The 14214-nt window shown below is 73.5% G+C and carries 16 protein-coding genes; 8 read left to right on the forward strand and 8 right to left on the reverse strand.

The window, feature by feature from the left end; all coding sequences use genetic code 11:
* Positions 1-62: 62 nt before the first annotated feature.
* Together ACFWP3_RS22860 and ACFWP3_RS22865 are read right to left on the reverse strand one after the other, a co-directional pair.
* Positions 63-977, reverse strand: a complete 915-nt coding sequence (locus tag ACFWP3_RS22860; protein ID WP_384224030.1) for an SDR family oxidoreductase — start codon at positions 975-977, stop codon at positions 63-65.
* Between the two features lies 1 nt (position 978).
* Positions 979-1743, reverse strand: a complete 765-nt coding sequence (locus tag ACFWP3_RS22865) for an SDR family oxidoreductase (protein ID WP_384224033.1) — start codon at positions 1741-1743, stop codon at positions 979-981.
* 56 nt (positions 1744-1799) lie between these two features.
* Here ACFWP3_RS22865 and ACFWP3_RS22870 point away from each other — a divergent pair, with 56 nt between their 5' ends.
* The 5 genes from ACFWP3_RS22870 to ACFWP3_RS22890 are packed head-to-tail and all read left to right on the forward strand — an operon-like array spanning position 1800 to position 6229.
* A complete protein-coding gene (locus ACFWP3_RS22870) occupies positions 1800-2549 on the forward strand; it encodes an enoyl-CoA hydratase family protein (protein WP_384224036.1) in 750 nt (249 codons plus the stop codon).
* Positions 2546-3400 carry a CoA transferase subunit A gene (locus ACFWP3_RS22875; RefSeq protein WP_384224038.1) on the forward strand — a complete coding sequence of 285 codons (855 nt, stop codon included), beginning with the start codon at positions 2546-2548 and terminating at the stop codon, positions 3398-3400. The genes ACFWP3_RS22870 and ACFWP3_RS22875 overlap by 4 nt, the downstream gene beginning before the upstream one ends.
* Positions 3397-4143, forward strand: a complete 747-nt coding sequence (locus ACFWP3_RS22880) for a CoA-transferase subunit beta (RefSeq protein ID WP_384224039.1) — start codon at positions 3397-3399, stop codon at positions 4141-4143. Before ACFWP3_RS22875 ends, ACFWP3_RS22880 begins: the two co-directional genes overlap by 4 nt.
* Positions 4144-4192: 49 nt before the next feature.
* A complete protein-coding gene (locus tag ACFWP3_RS22885) occupies positions 4193-5266 on the forward strand; it encodes an NAD(P)H-dependent flavin oxidoreductase (RefSeq protein WP_384224042.1) in 1074 nt (357 codons plus the stop codon).
* A 30-nt stretch (positions 5267-5296) separates the two neighbouring features.
* On the forward strand, positions 5297-6229 hold the full coding sequence (locus tag ACFWP3_RS22890; RefSeq protein WP_384224045.1) for a tyrosine-protein phosphatase: 933 nt from the start codon (positions 5297-5299) through the stop codon (positions 6227-6229).
* A gap of 63 nt (positions 6230-6292) precedes the next feature.
* On the opposite strand, the gene ACFWP3_RS22895 is transcribed toward ACFWP3_RS22890, so the two are convergent.
* The 5 genes from ACFWP3_RS22895 to ACFWP3_RS22915 form a co-directional block, all read right to left on the reverse strand.
* Positions 6293-7969: a DEAD/DEAH box helicase gene (locus ACFWP3_RS22895; protein ID WP_384224047.1), complete on the reverse strand. Its 1677-nt coding sequence runs from the start codon at positions 7967-7969 to the stop codon at positions 6293-6295.
* Positions 7970-8070: 101 nt separating this feature from the next.
* Positions 8071-8274 carry a cold-shock protein gene (locus ACFWP3_RS22900; RefSeq protein ID WP_030028954.1) on the reverse strand — a complete coding sequence of 68 codons (204 nt, stop codon included), beginning with the start codon at positions 8272-8274 and terminating at the stop codon, positions 8071-8073.
* A gap of 237 nt (positions 8275-8511) precedes the next feature.
* Complete coding sequence (locus ACFWP3_RS22905; RefSeq protein WP_384224049.1) at positions 8512-9669, reverse strand: acetyl-CoA C-acetyltransferase; 1158 nt, start codon at positions 9667-9669, stop codon at positions 8512-8514.
* 18 nt (positions 9670-9687) lie between these two features.
* Entirely contained in the window at positions 9688-10338 is a 651-nt protein-coding gene (locus tag ACFWP3_RS22910; protein ID WP_384224051.1) for a TetR/AcrR family transcriptional regulator, read from the reverse strand.
* Between the two features lie 12 nt (positions 10339-10350).
* Complete coding sequence (locus ACFWP3_RS22915; RefSeq protein ID WP_384224053.1) at positions 10351-11133, reverse strand: SDR family oxidoreductase; 783 nt, start codon at positions 11131-11133, stop codon at positions 10351-10353.
* Between the two features lie 105 nt (positions 11134-11238).
* Between ACFWP3_RS22915 and ACFWP3_RS22920 the strand changes: the two genes are divergently transcribed.
* The 3 genes from ACFWP3_RS22920 to ACFWP3_RS22930 all read left to right on the forward strand — a co-directional run bounded on the left by ACFWP3_RS22920 (position 11239) and on the right by ACFWP3_RS22930 (position 13600).
* A complete protein-coding gene (locus ACFWP3_RS22920; protein WP_384224056.1) occupies positions 11239-12384 on the forward strand; it encodes an acyl-CoA dehydrogenase family protein in 1146 nt (381 codons plus the stop codon).
* A complete protein-coding gene (locus ACFWP3_RS22925) occupies positions 12384-13370 on the forward strand; it encodes an acyl-CoA dehydrogenase family protein (protein WP_384224058.1) in 987 nt (328 codons plus the stop codon). The genes ACFWP3_RS22920 and ACFWP3_RS22925 overlap by 1 nt, the downstream gene beginning before the upstream one ends.
* A gap of 77 nt (positions 13371-13447) precedes the next feature.
* The gene (locus ACFWP3_RS22930; protein WP_384224060.1) at positions 13448-13600 is read left to right on the forward strand and encodes a hypothetical protein; all 153 of its coding nucleotides are present in this window, start codon (positions 13448-13450) and stop codon (positions 13598-13600) included.
* 40 nt (positions 13601-13640) lie between these two features.
* On the opposite strand, the gene ACFWP3_RS22935 is transcribed toward ACFWP3_RS22930, so the two are convergent.
* Positions 13641-14192, reverse strand: coding sequence for a hypothetical protein (locus ACFWP3_RS22935; RefSeq protein WP_384224063.1), 552 nt, complete (start codon positions 14190-14192; stop codon positions 13641-13643).
* Positions 14193-14214 lie beyond the last annotated feature (22 nt).

The raw sequence follows: 14214 nt of genomic DNA on the forward strand, positions 1-14214 counted from the left end.
GTCGCGCCGGGCCGGTCGCGCCGGGCCGGTCGCGCCGCCGGCCCGGCACCCCGCCGGACGGCCTAGCCGCCCGCCCCGTACACCGGCAGCGGCTGCTCCGCGCACGCGAGGAGTTTCAGCGCGGCCTCGCCCGCCTCGGCCGGGGTCCGGCGCGCGCCCCGGTCGGCGGTGGGGCCGGGCCGCCAGCCCTCCATCACCGTGATCCGGCCGCCCTCCGTCTCGAAGACCCGGCCCGTGACCCCGGCCGAGGCCTCGGATCCGAGCCAGACCACCAGCGGGGAGACGTTCTCCGGGGCCATCGCGTCGAAGGCCCCGGCGGCCGGCGCGGCCATGGTCTGCGCGAAGGTCTGCTCCGTCATCCGGGTCCGCGCCGCCGGGGCGATCGCGTTGACCTGGACCCCGTACCGGCCCATCTCCGCGGCCGCGACCAGCGTCAGCCCCAGGATCCCGGCCTTGGCCGCGCTGTAGTTGCCCTGCCCCACCGAGCCCAGCAGGCCCGCCCCGGACGAGGTGTTGACCACCCGCGCGGCCACCGGCCGGCCGGCCTTCGCCTCCGCGCGCCACCAGGCGGCGGCCGCCCGCAGCGGCAGGAAGTGCCCCTTCAGGTGCACCCGCATGACGGCGTCCCAGTCGTCCTCCTCCAGGTTCACCAGCATCCGGTCCCGCAGGAACCCGGCGTTGTTGACCAGCGTGTCCAGCCGTCCGAACGCCGAGAGCGCGCACTCCACCAGCGAGGACGCCCCCTCGCCCGTCGCGATGTCCCCGCCGTGCGCCACCGCCTCCCCGCCCAGCGCCAGGATCTCGGAGACGACCCGCCCGGACGGGGACTCCGGCCCCGGCACCCCGTCCAGGCCGACCCCCAGGTCGTTGACGACGACCTTGGCCCCCTGCTCGGCGAACGCCAGCGCGTGGGCCCGGCCCAGCCCCCGCCCCGCGCCCGTCACGATCACGACACGCCCCTCGGCGATACGGGTCATCTCAGCCCTCCTTGTTGACGGTTGCCGCATCCAGAAACGCGGGGCGCTCCCCGCCCCCGTGCACGAGCAGGCTCGCCCCGCTCACGTACCCGGCCCGGCCGGAGGCCAGGAACACCGCCGCCTCCCCCACGTCCGAGGGTTCCGCGAGCCGCCCCAGCGGTACGGTCGCGCCGACCGCCGCGATCCCGGTCTCGTCGCCGTAGTGCAGGTGCGCCAGCTCGGTCCGCACCATGCCGAGCACCAGCGAGTTGACCCGTACCTCGGGGGCCCACTCCACGGCCATGGAGCGGGCCAGGTTCTCCAGGCCCGCCTTGGCCGCCCCGTACGCCGCCGTGCCGGGCGAGGGCCGGGTGCCGCTGACGCTGCCGATCATGACCACCGAGCCGCGGGCCTCCCGCAGCCACGGGTAGGCGGCGAGGGAGGCCGTCATCGGCGCCAGCAGGTTGAGCTCGACGACCCTGGCGTGCCGCTGCGCCTCACCCTCCCCCAGCAGCCGGTACGGGGTGCCGCCGGCGTTGTTGACCAGGCAGTCCAGGCGCCCGTACCGGCCCGCGACCGCCCCGAAGAACCCCTGCACGGCCGTCGGATCGCGCAGGTCGACGGCGGTGAAGGACGCGCTGCGGCCGTCCGCCGACACGGGTTCCTCCGGCGGGCGGCGCGCGCAGACGACGACCTCCGCGCCGGCCGCCAGGAACGACCGGGCGATCCCGGCACCGACGCCCCGGGTTCCACCGGTGACGACGACGACCCTCCCGTCGAGCTCCATGGGCTGCTACCTTCCTCACCTAACAAATGTTTGGTGGAAAGGTAGCTGATCCTCTCATGGGTGTCTCCACCTCCAGCCCGGGCAAGGGCATCACACTCGTCACAGTCGACTTCCCACCCGTCAACGCGCTCCCCGTGCAGGGCTGGTACGACCTCGCCGACGCCCTGCGGACCGCCGGCCGCGACCCCGAGGTCCGCTGCGTGGTCCTCGCCGCCGAGGGCCGGGGCTTCAACGCGGGAGTCGACATCAAGGAGATGCAGCGCGACACCGGCCACACCGCCCTCATCGGCGCCAACCGGGGCTGCTACGAGGCCTTCGCCGCCGTGTACGAGTGCGAGGTGCCGGTGGTCGCGGCCGTGCACGGCTTCTGCCTGGGCGGCGGCATCGGCCTGGCCGGCAACGCCGACGCGATCGTGGCCAGCGACGACGCCACCTTCGGCCTGCCCGAGCTGGACCGGGGCGCGCTCGGCGCCGCCACCCACCTCGCGCGCCTGGTGCCCCAGCACCTGATGCGCGCGCTGTACTACACCTCGCGCACCGCGACCGCCGCCGAACTGCACGCGCACGGCTCGGTCTGGCGGGTGGTCCCCCGCGCGGAGCTGCGGGCCGCCGCCCTGGAGCTGGCCGCCGAGATCGCGCGCAAGGACGGCTCCCTGATCCGGCTGGCCAAGGCGGCCATCAACGGCATCGACCCGGTGGACGTGCGCCGCAGCTACCGCTTCGAGCAGGGCTTCACCTTCGAGGCCAACCTCAGCGGGGTCGCCGACCGGGTCCGCGACACCTTCGGGAAGGAAGCGAGTTCATGACCGACAAGAGCATGACCCCCGAAGAGGTGGTCGGGCAGCTGCGCAGCGGGATGACCCTGGGCATCGGCGGCTGGGGCTCGCGGCGCAAGCCCATGGCCCTGGTCAGAGCGCTGCTCCGGTCCGAGATCACCGATCTCACGGTGATCTCGTACGGCGGCCCCGACGTGGGCCTGCTGGCCGCCGCGGGCCGGATCCGCAGGCTCATCGCCCCCTTCGCCACGCTCGACTCGATCCCGCTCGAGCCGCACTTCCGGGCCGCCCGCGAACGCGCCGCCTTCACCCTCACCGAACTCGACGAGGCCATGTTCATGTGGGGCCTGCACGCCGCCGCCAACCGGCTGCCCTTCCTGCCCGTCCGGGCCGGCCTCGGCTCCGACGTGATGCGGGTCAACCCGGAGCTGCGGACCGTCACCTCCCCGTACGAGGACGGCGAGGAGCTCGTCGCGGTGCCCGCGCTGCGCATGGACGCCGCCCTGGTCCACCTGAGCCGCGCCGACCGCCTCGGCAACGCCCAGTACCTGGGCCCGGACCCGTACTTCGACGACCTGTTCTGCGAGGCCGCCGACGCCGCGTACGTCGCGTGCGAGCAGCTCGTGGAGACCGCCGAGCTCACCAAGGCCGGCCCCCCGCAGTCGCTGCTGGTCAGCCGCCATTCCGTCACCGGGGTCGTCGAGACCCCGGGCGGCGCGCACTTCACCTCCTGCGTCCCCGACTACGGCCGGGACGAGGCCTTCCAGAAGCTGTACGCGACCACCCCCTGGCCCGAGTTCGCCGAGCGCTTCCTCTCGGGGGCGAGCGAGCACGACTACCAGTCCGCTGTCCGGACCTGGCACGAGGAGCAGCAGCGGTGACCACTCCTTCCCTTGTTCTCCCGGCCACCCGGGCCGAGTACTGCGTGATCGCGTGCGCCGAGGCCTGGCGCGACAACGGCGAGATCCTGGCCAGCCCGATGGGTCTGATCCCCTCCTTCGGCGCCCGGCTGGCGAAGCGGACCTTCTCGCCCGACCTGCTGCTGACCGACGGGGAGGCGATGCTCGTCGGGCTGGACGGCACGGCCGAGGGGTGGCTCCCGTACCGGCGGCATCTGACGATGGTCACCGGGGGCAGGCGGCACGTGATGATGGGCGCCAGCCAGATCGACCGTTTCGGCAACCAGAACATCTCGTGCATCGGCGACTGGGCGCGGCCCTCGCGCCAGTTGCTGGGGGTGCGCGGTGCGCCGGTCAACACCCTGAACAATCCGGTGAGTTACTGGGTGCCGAAGCACTCCACCCGGGTGTTCGTGGAGCGGGTCGACATGGTCAGCGGTGTCGGCTACGACCGGGCCGAGGCGGCCGGGGTGACCCGCTACCACCGGCTCCCGCGGGTGGTGAGCGATCTGGGGGTCTTCGACTTCACGGGGCCGGGCCACTCGATGCGCCTGGTGTCGGTCCATCCCGGGGGCGGTGTCGACGAGGTCCGGGCGGCCACCGGCTTCGACCTGGCCGTCGACGGCCAGGTCCCGTTCACGCGGGAGCCGACCGCCGAGGAGCTGCGGCTGATCCGCGAGGTCATCGACCCCAAGGGTCTGCGCGACCGCGAAGTGCGGGCCTGATCCGGTGGGGACGGCTCGGACGCAGACACCGCGGACGGAGGGGCCTCGGATGGAGACGGCGTTCACGAAGCTGGTCGGGGTCGCGCACCCGATCGTGCAGACGGGCATGGGCTGGGTCGCCGGGCCCCGGCTGGTGTCGGGCGCGGCCAACGCGGGGGCCCTGGGGATCCTGGCCTCGGCGACGATGACCGTGGAGCAGCTGCGGTCGGCGGTCCGGGAGGTCAGGTCCCGGGTGCCGGAGGGGACTCCCTTCGGGGTCAATCTGCGGGCGGACGCCGGGGACGCGGCCGAGCGGGCCCAGCTGATCATCGATGAGGGGGTGCGGGTGGCGTCCTTCGCCCTCGCGCCGTCCAGGGAGCTGATCGCGCGGCTCAAGGACGCAGGGGTGGTCGTCATCCCCTCGATCGGGGCCCGGCGGCACGCCGAGAAGGTGGCCGCCTGGGGCGCCGACGCGGTGATCGTGCAGGGCGGGGAGGGCGGCGGGCACACGGGGGACGTGGCCACGACCGTGCTGCTGCCCCAGGTCGTGGACGCCGTGGACATCCCGGTGGTCGCGGCGGGCGGTTTCGCCGACGGCCGCGGTCTGGTCGCGGCGCTGGCGTACGGGGCGGCCGGCATCGCGATGGGCACCCGCTTCCTGCTGACCTCGGACTCCACCGTTCCGGACGCGGTCAAGGCCGAGTACCTGAAGGCCACGGTCAAGGACGTCACCGTCACCACGGCCGTGGACGGGCTGCCGCACCGGATGCTGCGCACGGAGCTGGTCGACTCCCTGGAGCGGGCCGGGCGGGCGCGGGCGCTGGCGCGGGCGGTCCGGCACGCGGCGGGCTTCCGGAAGCTGTCCGGTCTGGGCTGGCCGCAGATGGTGCGCGACGGCCTGGCGATGAAGCACGGCAAGGACCTGTCCTGGAGCCAGGTGCTGCTCGCCGCGAACACCCCCATGCTCCTCAAGGCGTCCATGGTCGAGGGCCGTACGGACCTCGGCGTCATGGCATCGGGCCAGGTCGCGGGCGTGATCGAGGATCTCCCGTCCTGTGCGGAGCTCGTCTCCCGCGTCATGGCCGAGGCACAACAGGCACTCGAAGCACTGCACTCGCTCCGCACCCTGCCACCACCAGGGTGATCCCCCTTCTCCGTCACGGGAGTTGACTCCATGAGCCGTGCCCGAATCCGCCTGGCGACCGCGGCGGCAGCCGCCGCCCTCGCCATCGGGACCCTGCCCGCAGCCTCCGCCTCCGCCGCCACCCCGGCGCCCGCGTCCAGCGCGGGCTTCGGTCACCCGTGGGGTGCGGAAACGATCCGCCAGATTCCCCTCCAGGGAGCCGTCAACGTCCGGGACATCGGCGGCTACCGCACCTACACCGGCGGGCAGGTCCGCCACGGGCTGGTCTACCGTTCCGACGCACTGAGCAAGCTGACCGCCGCGGACGTCACCGCCGTCTCCGGTCTGGGCCTCACGAAGGTCGTCGACTTCCGCATTCCGATGGAGCTCCAGTACGACGGCGCCGACAAGCTGCCGCCGGGGCTCTCCCCCACCTCGCGCCCGGTCAGCGACCTCGGCCTGTACGGGACCCTGGTCGGCGCGATCTCCAGCGGCGATCCCGTCAAGCAGGAGCAGATGCTCGGCGGCGGCCGCGCCGAGACGTACATGCGCGACATCTACCGCACCTTCGTGACCAGCCCCGAGAACCGGGCGCAGTTCGCGGCGACGCTGCGGGAGATCGCGGACGGCGGGCAGGGCCCGCTGCTGTACCACTGCACTTCGGGCAAGGACCGCACCGGCTGGGTGAGCTACGTCCTGCTGCGTGCGCTGGCCGTGCCCGAGGCCTCGGCGGAGCGCGACTACCTGGCGTCGAACACGTTCCGCGCCGCGTACGACGCCCAGCTGCGGGCGGGCCTCAAGCAGTCCGGGCGGATGCAGAACCCGGACCTGCTGATCCCGCTGCAGGAGGTCCGCCAGGACTACCTGGACTCCGCGACGGCCCAGCTGGAGGCCGACTACGGCAGCTTCTACGGCTACCTGACGGACGGCCTCGGCCTGGACCTGCGGACGCTGGCGCGGCTCCAGAAGAAGATGGTCCGCTAGCGGGAACACGACTGCGCCGGGCCGTGCGGGAAGCACGGCCCGGCGCGGGGTGTACGCGTACGGTCAGACCGCGCGGCGCCGGCCCTGGCCGCCGGAGCCGACCCGGCTGCGCGCGGACGCGGCGGCCGCGCCACCGGAGGCGCCGCCCCCGGTACGCCGGCCCTGTCCGGCGGAGCCGGAGGCCCCGCCGGCGCCGCCGCCCTGGCCGCGACGGGCCTGGCCCGCACCGGAGGCCGCGGGGGCCTGTCCGGAGCCGCCGCCGGAGCGGCGGCCGCGGCCGCCGGCCGCCGGGGCGCCGCCCGTGGCGGAGCCGGTGCGCGGTCCGCCCGAGCGGCGGCGCGAGCCGGAGCCCGAACCGGAGCCGGAGCGCTGCTTGGGCGCGGCCGGCTGCGGCACCTCGAGGACCACGGGGATGCCCGAGGGCTCCTTGGCGCCGGTCAGGCGGGCCAGCTCCTCGTCGGAGGACTTGATCTGCGCGGTGCGCGGGGAGATCCCGGCGTCCGACATGAGGCGGGTCATGTCGCGCTTCTGGTCGGGCAGCACGAGGGTGACCACGCTGCCGGACTCGCCGGCGCGGGCGGTACGGCCGCCGCGGTGCAGGTAGTCCTTGTGGTCGGTCGGCGGGTCCACGTTGACGACGAGGTCGAGGTCGTCGATGTGGATGCCGCGCGCCGCGACGTTGGTGGCGACGAGCGCGGTGACCTCGCCGGTCTTGAACCAGTCGAGGGTCCGGTTGCGCTGCGGCTGCGAGCGGCCGCCGTGCAGGCCGGAGGCGCGCACGCCGTCCGCCAGGAGCTTCTTGACCATGCGGTCGACCCCGCGCTTGGTGTCGACGAACATGATCACCCGGCCGTCGCGAGCGGCTATGCGCGTGGCCACGGCCTTCTTGTCGGTCTCGTCCAGGACGTACAGGACGTGGTGCTCCATGGTGGTGACGGCGCCGGCCGACGGGTCGACGGAGTGGCCGACCGGGTCGTGCAGGAACATCTTGACGAGCTTGTCGACGTTCTTGTCGAGGGTCGCGGAGAACAGCATGGTCTGGCCCTCGGGCCGCACCTGCTTGAGCAGGGCGGTGACCTGCGGCATGAAGCCCATGTCGGTCATCTGGTCGGCCTCGTCCAGGACCGTGATGGCGACCTGGGAGAGATCGGCGTCACCGCGGTCGATGAGGTCCTTCAGACGGCCGGGGGTGGCGACGAGCACCTCGGCGCCGCGGCGCAGGGCGCCGGACTGCCGGTTGATCGACATGCCGCCGACGACGGTCGCGATGCGCAGGTTGACGGACGTGGCGTACGGGGCCAGGGCGTCGGTGACCTGCTGCGCGAGCTCACGGGTCGGTACGAGGACCAGGGCGAGTGGCTGCTTGGGCTGCGCGCGGTGGCCGGCGGTGCGGGCCAGCAGCGCGAGGCCGAAGGCGAGGGTCTTGCCGGAGCCGGTGCGGCCGCGGCCGAGCAGGTCACGGCCGGCGAGGGAGTTCGGCAGCGTGGCGGCCTGGATCGGGAACGGCTCGGTGACGCCCTGGGCGGCGAGGGTCTTCAGCAGCGCCTCGGGCATGTCCATGTCCTCGAACGCGGCGACCGGCGGCAGCGCCGGCTCGGTCGGCTCGGGCATGGTGAATTCCTGGGGCCGGGGGGCGGGGGCGGACTTCTGCCGTCCCGCGCCAGCCTTCGGACGTCCCTGAGCCGCACCTCGACCCCGGGTGGGGCGGCGGCTGGGTCGTGCGGAGCTGGAGCTGGTCATGCGAGAAAGCCCTCCTGAAACCGGCAGGTACAACAAAGGTCGAGACAGCAGACAAGCCGGGGCCCGCACCTCGCGGTGCGGACCCCGGCATGCTGAAAAACTTAGGCGGGGATGATGTTCTCCGCCTGGGGGCCCTTCTGGCCCTGGGTGACGTCGAAGGACACGCGCTGGCCCTCGGTGAGCTCACGGAAGCCCTGGGTGGCGATGTTCGAGTAGTGGGCGAACACGTCCGGACCGCCACCGTCCTGCTCGATGAAGCCGAAGCCCTTTTCCGAGTTGAACCACTTCACGGTGCCAAGTGCCATTTTGAATCTCCTGAATAGGCGGCAAGGGCCCCATCCGGAGACTCCGGCAAAAACAATAAAAGCGCCTGAGGAACATTCCCGTCAGGCGCACATAAAGTTCATGGGTACCACAACTGCAACGAGCTCTAAGCTAGCACACCTCCGTGCGGGCGTGTCGATCAGCGGATGTGACCTGCGTCCTGAATGTCCGCCGGGCCCGGTCCCTCCCCGTCCGTCCCGGGCCCGCCTCCAGCGGTCCTATAGCCGCTCGATGATCGTCACGTTGGCCTGGCCGCCGCCCTCGCACATGGTCTGGAGGCCGAACCGGCCCCCGGTGCGCTCCAGTTCGTGCAGCAGTGTCGTCATCAGCTTCACTCCGGTCGCGCCGAGCGGATGGCCGAGGGCGATCGCGCCGCCGTTGACGTTGACCTTCGCCGGGTCGGCCCCGGTCTCCTTCAGCCAGGCCAGGACCACCGGGGCGAAGGCCTCGTTGATCTCCACCAGGTCGATGTCGGCCAGTGTCATGCCGGTCTTCTTCAGGGCGTACGCGGTGGCCGGGATCGGCGCGGACAGCATGCGGATGGGGTCCTCGCCGCGGACGGAGAGGTGGTGGATGCGGGCGCGCGGGCGCAGGCCGTGCTCGCGTACGGCCCGTTCGGAGGCGAGCAGCATCGCCGCCGCGCCGTCCGAGACCTGGGAGGAGACGGCCGCGGTGATGGTGCCGCCCTCGACGACGGGCTTCAGGCCCGCCATCTTCTCCAGGGTGGTGTCCCGGCGCGGCCCCTCGTCGGCCGTCACATCCCCGTACGCGACCGTCTCGCGGGCGAAGCGGCCCTCGTTGATCGCGCGGACCGCCCGCTGGTGGGACCGGAGGGCGAATTCCTCCATGTCGCGGCGGGAGATCCCCCACTTCTCCGCGATCAGCTGCGCGCCGTGGAACTGGTTCACGGGGGCGTCGCCGTACCGGGCGCGCCAGCCGGCCGATCCCGCGTACGGGCCCTCGGTGAGGCCGAGGGGCTCGGCGGCCTGCCGGGAGGCGAAGGCGATGGGGATCATCGACATGTTCTGGGTGCCGCCCGCGACGACCAGGTCCTGGGTGCCGGAGAGCACGCCCTGCGCCGCGAAGTGCACCGCCTGCTGCGAGGACCCGCACTGGCGGTCGATCGTGACGCCCGGCACCTCCTCGGGCAGCCCGGCCGCCAGCCATGCCGTGCGGGCGATGTCCCCGGCCTGCGGCCCCACCGTGTCGAGGCAGCCGAAGACCACGTCCTCCACGGCGGCCGGGTCCACCCCGGACCGTTCGACGAGCGCCGTGAGGACGTGCGCGCCCAGGTCGGCGGGGTGGACGTGGGACAGGCCGCCGCCCCGCCTGCCCACGGGGGTGCGGACGGCTTCGACTATGTAGGCCTCGGACATTGCGACTCCTTGACGGTTTCAGGGGCGTACGGCGATCCCGTCCAGCACCATCGACAGGTACTGCCGGGCGATCTCCTCGGGGCTGTGCCGGCCGCCCGGCCGGTACCAGGAGGCCGCCACCCACACCGTGTCGCGTACGAAGCGGTAGGTGAGGCGGATGTCGAGGTCGGCGCGGAAGACGCGTGCGGCGACCCCCCGCTCCAGCGTCCCCAGCCAGGCCTTCTCGAACTTCTGCTGGGAGTCGGAGAGGTAGTGGAAGCGGGGCTGCGCGGACAGGGTGCGGGACTCCTTCTGGTAGATGGCGACGGCGGCGCGGTGCCGGTCGATCTCCCGGAAGGACTCGGTGACCAGGGCCTCGATGGTCTCCCTGGGGCCGAGGCCGGCGGCCAGGACGGTGTCGTACCCCTCCCAGAGCTCGGTGAGGAAGGCGGAGAGGATCTCGTCGAGCATCGATTCCTTGGAATCGAAGTGGTAGTAGAGGCTGCCGGCGAGCATCCCGGCGGCGTCGGCGATCTTGCGAACGGTGGTGGCGTTGTAGCCCTGCGCGGCGAAGACCTCGGCGGCCGTGCCGAGGAGCTCTCGGCGCCGCTCGGGCGAGGGCGTCACCTGCGGCTTCTTCTTCGGGGCCGGGTCGGCCGTCGGCTGGTTCGTCGACTTGTTCGTAGGCACGCGCCCATTGTGCTAGGCGCGCTGGCTGCTGACCGAGACGGTTTCGCCCGTCATGTACGACGAGTAGCCGCTGGCCAGGAAGACGATGACGTTGGCGACCTCCCAGGGCTCGGCGTACCGGCCGAAGGCCTCGCGGGCGGTGAGTTCGGTGAGCAGCTCCTCGCTGGTCACCTTCACCAGGTGCGGGTGCATGGCCAGGCTCGGCGCGACGGCGTTGACCCGTACGCCGAATCCGGCGGCCTCCAGTGCCGCGCAGCGGGTCAGGGCCATCACGCCCGCTTTGGCGGCGGCGTAGTGGGCCTGGCCGGTCTGGGCGCGCCAGCCGACGACGGAGGCGTTGTTGACGACGACCCCGCCCCGGCCGGCCGCCTTCAGGGAGCGCAGTGCGGCGCGGGTGCAGCGGAAGGTGCCGTTCAAGGTGACGTCGAGGACGCGGGACCACTGCTCGTCGGTCATGTCGACGAGGTCGGCGGTGCCGCCGAGGCCGGCGTTGTTGACGACGATGTCGAGGCCGCCGTGGGTCTGCTCGGCGTGCGCGAACAGGGCCCGTACCTGGTCCTCGTCGGTGACATCGCAGGGCAGCGAGGTGACGCGGCCGGCCCCGAACTCGGCGGCGAGCGCGTCCTCGGTCTCCTTGAGGCGGCGGGCATGGGCGTCGCCGATGACGATCCGGGCGCCCTCCTCCAGGAAGCGGCGGGCGGTGGCGCCGCCGATCCCGGCCCCGGCAGCGGCGGTGATGACGGCGGTGCGGTCCTTCAGCAGGTGGTGGCCGGGGGTGTACCGGGGCTCGTTCATGCGAACTCCTCGACGCTGCTCATGGCCGTACGTTAACCTACCAAACACTTGTTAGGGAAGCGCGCGAAGGCGTTCCGTGAAGGCGTTCAAGGAGGCGGGCACCCGATGGACCTCACCCAGACGGCGGAGGTGGCGGCCTTCCGGGCCGAGGCCCGGGCCTGGCTGGCCGACCACGTCCCCGCGACCCCGCTCCCCTCGCTGGAGACGGCGGAGGGCTTCGCGGCGCACCGGGAGTGGGAGGGGCTGCTGCACGCGGACCGCTGGTCGGCGGTGTCCTGGCCCGAGCGGTACGGGGGCCGGGGTGTGGACCTCGTCGCGTGGCTGGTGTTCGAGGAGGAGTACTGGGCGGCCGGCGCGCCCGGGCGCGTCTCGCAGAACGGCATCAGCCTCCTCGCCCCCACCCTCTTCGACCACGCGAGCGAGGAGCAGCGGGCGCGGGTGCTGCCGTCGATGGCGAGCGGCGAGGTGATCTGGGCGCAGGCCTGGTCGGAGCCCGAGTCCGGCTCCGACCTGGCCTCGCTCACCTCACGGGCGGTGCGCACCGCGGGCGGCTGGCTGCTGTCCGGGCAGAAGACCTGGTCCTCGCGGGCGGCCTTCGCGGACCGCGCCTTCGGCATCTTCCGCACGGACCCGGACGCGCCCAAACCGCACCAGGGTTTGACGTATCTGATGTTCGACCTGCGGGCGCCGGGGGTGACGGTGCGGCCCATCGGCCGCCTGGACGGCAAGCCCGCCTTCGCGGAGCTCTTCCTGGACGAGGTCTTCGTACCGGACGAGGACGTGATCGGCGAGCCGGGGCAGGGCTGGCGGATCGCGATGTCGACGACGGGCAACGAGCGGGGGCTGACGCTGCGCTCCCCGGGCCGGTTCCTGGCGGCGGCGGACCGTCTGGTCGCGCTGTGGGAGTCGGCCGGGGACCGGTCCGACACGGCACTGCGGGACCGGGTGGCGGACGCGGTGGTCGGGGCGCGCGCCTACGAACTGTTCACGTGGGCCGGCGCCTCGCGCTTCGCGGCGGGCGCCTCGATCGGCGCCGAGTCCAGTCTGAACAAGGTGTTCTGGTCGCAGTACGACATCGCCCTGCACGAGACGGCGCTGGACCTGCTGGGCGCGGACGCGGAGCTCGCGGAGGGCGCGTGGGCCGAACCGTGGGTGTTCTCGCTGGCCGGGCCGATCTACGCGGGGACGAACGAGATCCAGCGCGACATCATCGCCGAGCGGCTGCTCGGCCTTCCGAAGGGCCGCCGCTGATGCGCTTCCTGCCGACCGACGAGCAGTCGGACTTCGCGCGTACGCTGCGCTCGCTGCTGGGCGCGGCGGATGTGCCGGCGGCCGTACGGGCCTGGGCGGGCGGCGCGTACGGGCCCGGGCGGGCGCTGTGGTCGCGGCTGGCCGGGACGGGCCTGTTCGCGCCGGCCGCGGCGGAGGAGTGGGACGGCGCGGGCCTTCTGCCGGTCGAGCTGTCGCTCGGGTTCGTGGAGCTGGGGCGGGCCGGGGTGCCGGGGCCGCTGGTGGAGACGGCGGCCGCGTCGGTGCTCCTCTCCGAGCTGGGGGACCAGGGGCTGGCGAAACGGTTCGTGCCGGGGCTGGTCGCGGGCGAGGCCTCGGCGACGCTGACGCTGCCGGGCGGCGGTGCGTACGCCCTGGACGCGGACGCGGCGACGTACTGCTTCACGGTGTCGGCGGCGGGCGAGCTCCGCCTGTCGCGGGGCGCCGCGGACGGCGCGGTGCTGGCCTCGCTGGACCCGGCCCGCCGGCTCTCGGTCCCGGCGGACGGGGAACTGCTCGCCGCGGGACCGGCCGTGACGGCGGCGGCGGAGACGGCCGCCCGCTGGGCGCGGCTGCTGACGGCGGCCCAGTGCCTGGGCGTCGGCGAGGCGCTGCTGGCCGCCACGGTGGAGTACGCGAAGCAGCGCACGCAGTTCGGCGTGCCGATCGGCTCCTTCCAGGCGGTCAAGCACCGGCTGGCGGACACCTTGCTGGGGCTGGAGTTCGCCCGGCCCCTGCTGTGGGCGGCGGCGCTGTCGACGGACCCGGGGGACGTGGCCGCGGCGAAGCTCACGGCGGGCGAGGCGGCGTACGCGGCGGCGCGGACGGCCCTCCAGCTGCACGGGGCGGTCGGCTACACGGAGGAGCTGGACCTGTCGCTGTGGCTGCGCAAGGCCCGGCCACTGCGGGACGCGTGGGGCACGCCCTCGGCCTGCCGGGCGGCGGTGCTCGAGGCGCGGGGGCGGTAGCCGGAGCGGGAGCGGTAGCCGGAGCGGGGGCGGGGGCGGTAGCCGGAGCGGTCGAACTCACCGCGGCGGAGCAGAAGGTGGGCTACCTGGTGAACGTGGTCCCGGGCACGGTCACGGGCGCCGACGGCAAGCTCCAGCAGGCGCCCTGCGTCATCAAGGTCGACGGCAAGAAGGTCGCGGAGAGCGACGGCGTCACGAGCACCAAGGGCTGCTCGTACACGATCAAGTAGCCGCTCGCCCGCCGGGCCCGCGGGACCGGGCCCGGCCGGGTCAGCGGTCGGGGCGGCGCAGGGAGAGGCGGGCGAGGGTGGCCGTCTGGAGCAGCAGGAGCGCGCCGGTGGCCGCCGCCTGCCAGAGCGGTTCGGGCGGGCGCGTGCCGAGGGCCCAGACCGGGCTGCCGGGATCCACGGTCACCGCCAGCCGGGCGCCGACCGGCAGGTCCATCGCGACGGGGCCGGGGAGGTCGCGGCCGGCCTCCGTGCGCAGCCGCAGGGACGGGGAGTGGCCGGAGCCGTCCTCCACCATGGTGCGTTGCGCGACCAGCGCCGTCTCCTCGCGGCCGCGCTCGTGGAGGGTCTGCCGCTCCCAGGTGATCCCGCCGAGCACCGCGACCCCGACGGCGGCGAGCGCGACGGCGGTGCGGGCCACGAACTCCGCGTCGGTGCCGTGCGGTACGGCGGCGCCGACGACGAAGACGGCCAGCAGGACCGCGACCCACAGTCCCTCGGGGCCCCGCAGCAGCAGGATCGCACCGAACTCGGCTGCCAGCAGCAGGCAGTTGCGGAGCAGTGCGCCGCCGAGCCGCCGCGTCAATTCAGACATGCACACATCATGCCCGGCACGG

Origin of the sequence: Streptomyces sp. NPDC058525 (assembly GCF_042719495.1) — a bacterium.
In the GTDB taxonomy this organism is placed as follows: Bacteria; Actinomycetota; Actinomycetes; order Streptomycetales; family Streptomycetaceae; genus Streptomyces.

Bases quoted from the DNA above. Each gene is read 5' to 3' on its own strand.
- ACFWP3_RS22860 (WP_384224030.1), bottom strand. From the start codon at position 977: ATGACCCGTATCGCCGAGGGGCGTGTCGTGATCGTGACGGGCGCGGGG.
- ACFWP3_RS22865 (WP_384224033.1), bottom strand. From the start codon at position 1,743: ATGGAGCTCGACGGGAGGGTCGTCGTCGTCACCGGTGGAACCCGGGGC.
- ACFWP3_RS22870 (WP_384224036.1), top strand. From the start codon at position 1,800: ATGGGTGTCTCCACCTCCAGCCCGGGCAAGGGCATCACACTCGTCACA.
- ACFWP3_RS22875 (WP_384224038.1), top strand. From the start codon at position 2,546: ATGACCGACAAGAGCATGACCCCCGAAGAGGTGGTCGGGCAGCTGCGC.
- ACFWP3_RS22885 (WP_384224042.1), top strand. From the start codon at position 4,193: ATGGAGACGGCGTTCACGAAGCTGGTCGGGGTCGCGCACCCGATCGTG.
- ACFWP3_RS22890 (WP_384224045.1), top strand. From the start codon at position 5,297: ATGAGCCGTGCCCGAATCCGCCTGGCGACCGCGGCGGCAGCCGCCGCC.
- ACFWP3_RS22895 (WP_384224047.1), bottom strand. From the start codon at position 7,969: ATGACCAGCTCCAGCTCCGCACGACCCAGCCGCCGCCCCACCCGGGGT.
- ACFWP3_RS22900 (WP_030028954.1), bottom strand. From the start codon at position 8,274: ATGGCACTTGGCACCGTGAAGTGGTTCAACTCGGAAAAGGGCTTCGGC.
- ACFWP3_RS22905 (WP_384224049.1), bottom strand. From the start codon at position 9,669: ATGTCCGAGGCCTACATAGTCGAAGCCGTCCGCACCCCCGTGGGCAGG.
- ACFWP3_RS22915 (WP_384224053.1), bottom strand. From the start codon at position 11,133: ATGAACGAGCCCCGGTACACCCCCGGCCACCACCTGCTGAAGGACCGC.
- ACFWP3_RS22920 (WP_384224056.1), top strand. From the start codon at position 11,239: ATGGACCTCACCCAGACGGCGGAGGTGGCGGCCTTCCGGGCCGAGGCC.
- ACFWP3_RS22925 (WP_384224058.1), top strand. From the start codon at position 12,384: ATGCGCTTCCTGCCGACCGACGAGCAGTCGGACTTCGCGCGTACGCTG.
- ACFWP3_RS22935 (WP_384224063.1), bottom strand. From the start codon at position 14,192: ATGTCTGAATTGACGCGGCGGCTCGGCGGCGCACTGCTCCGCAACTGC.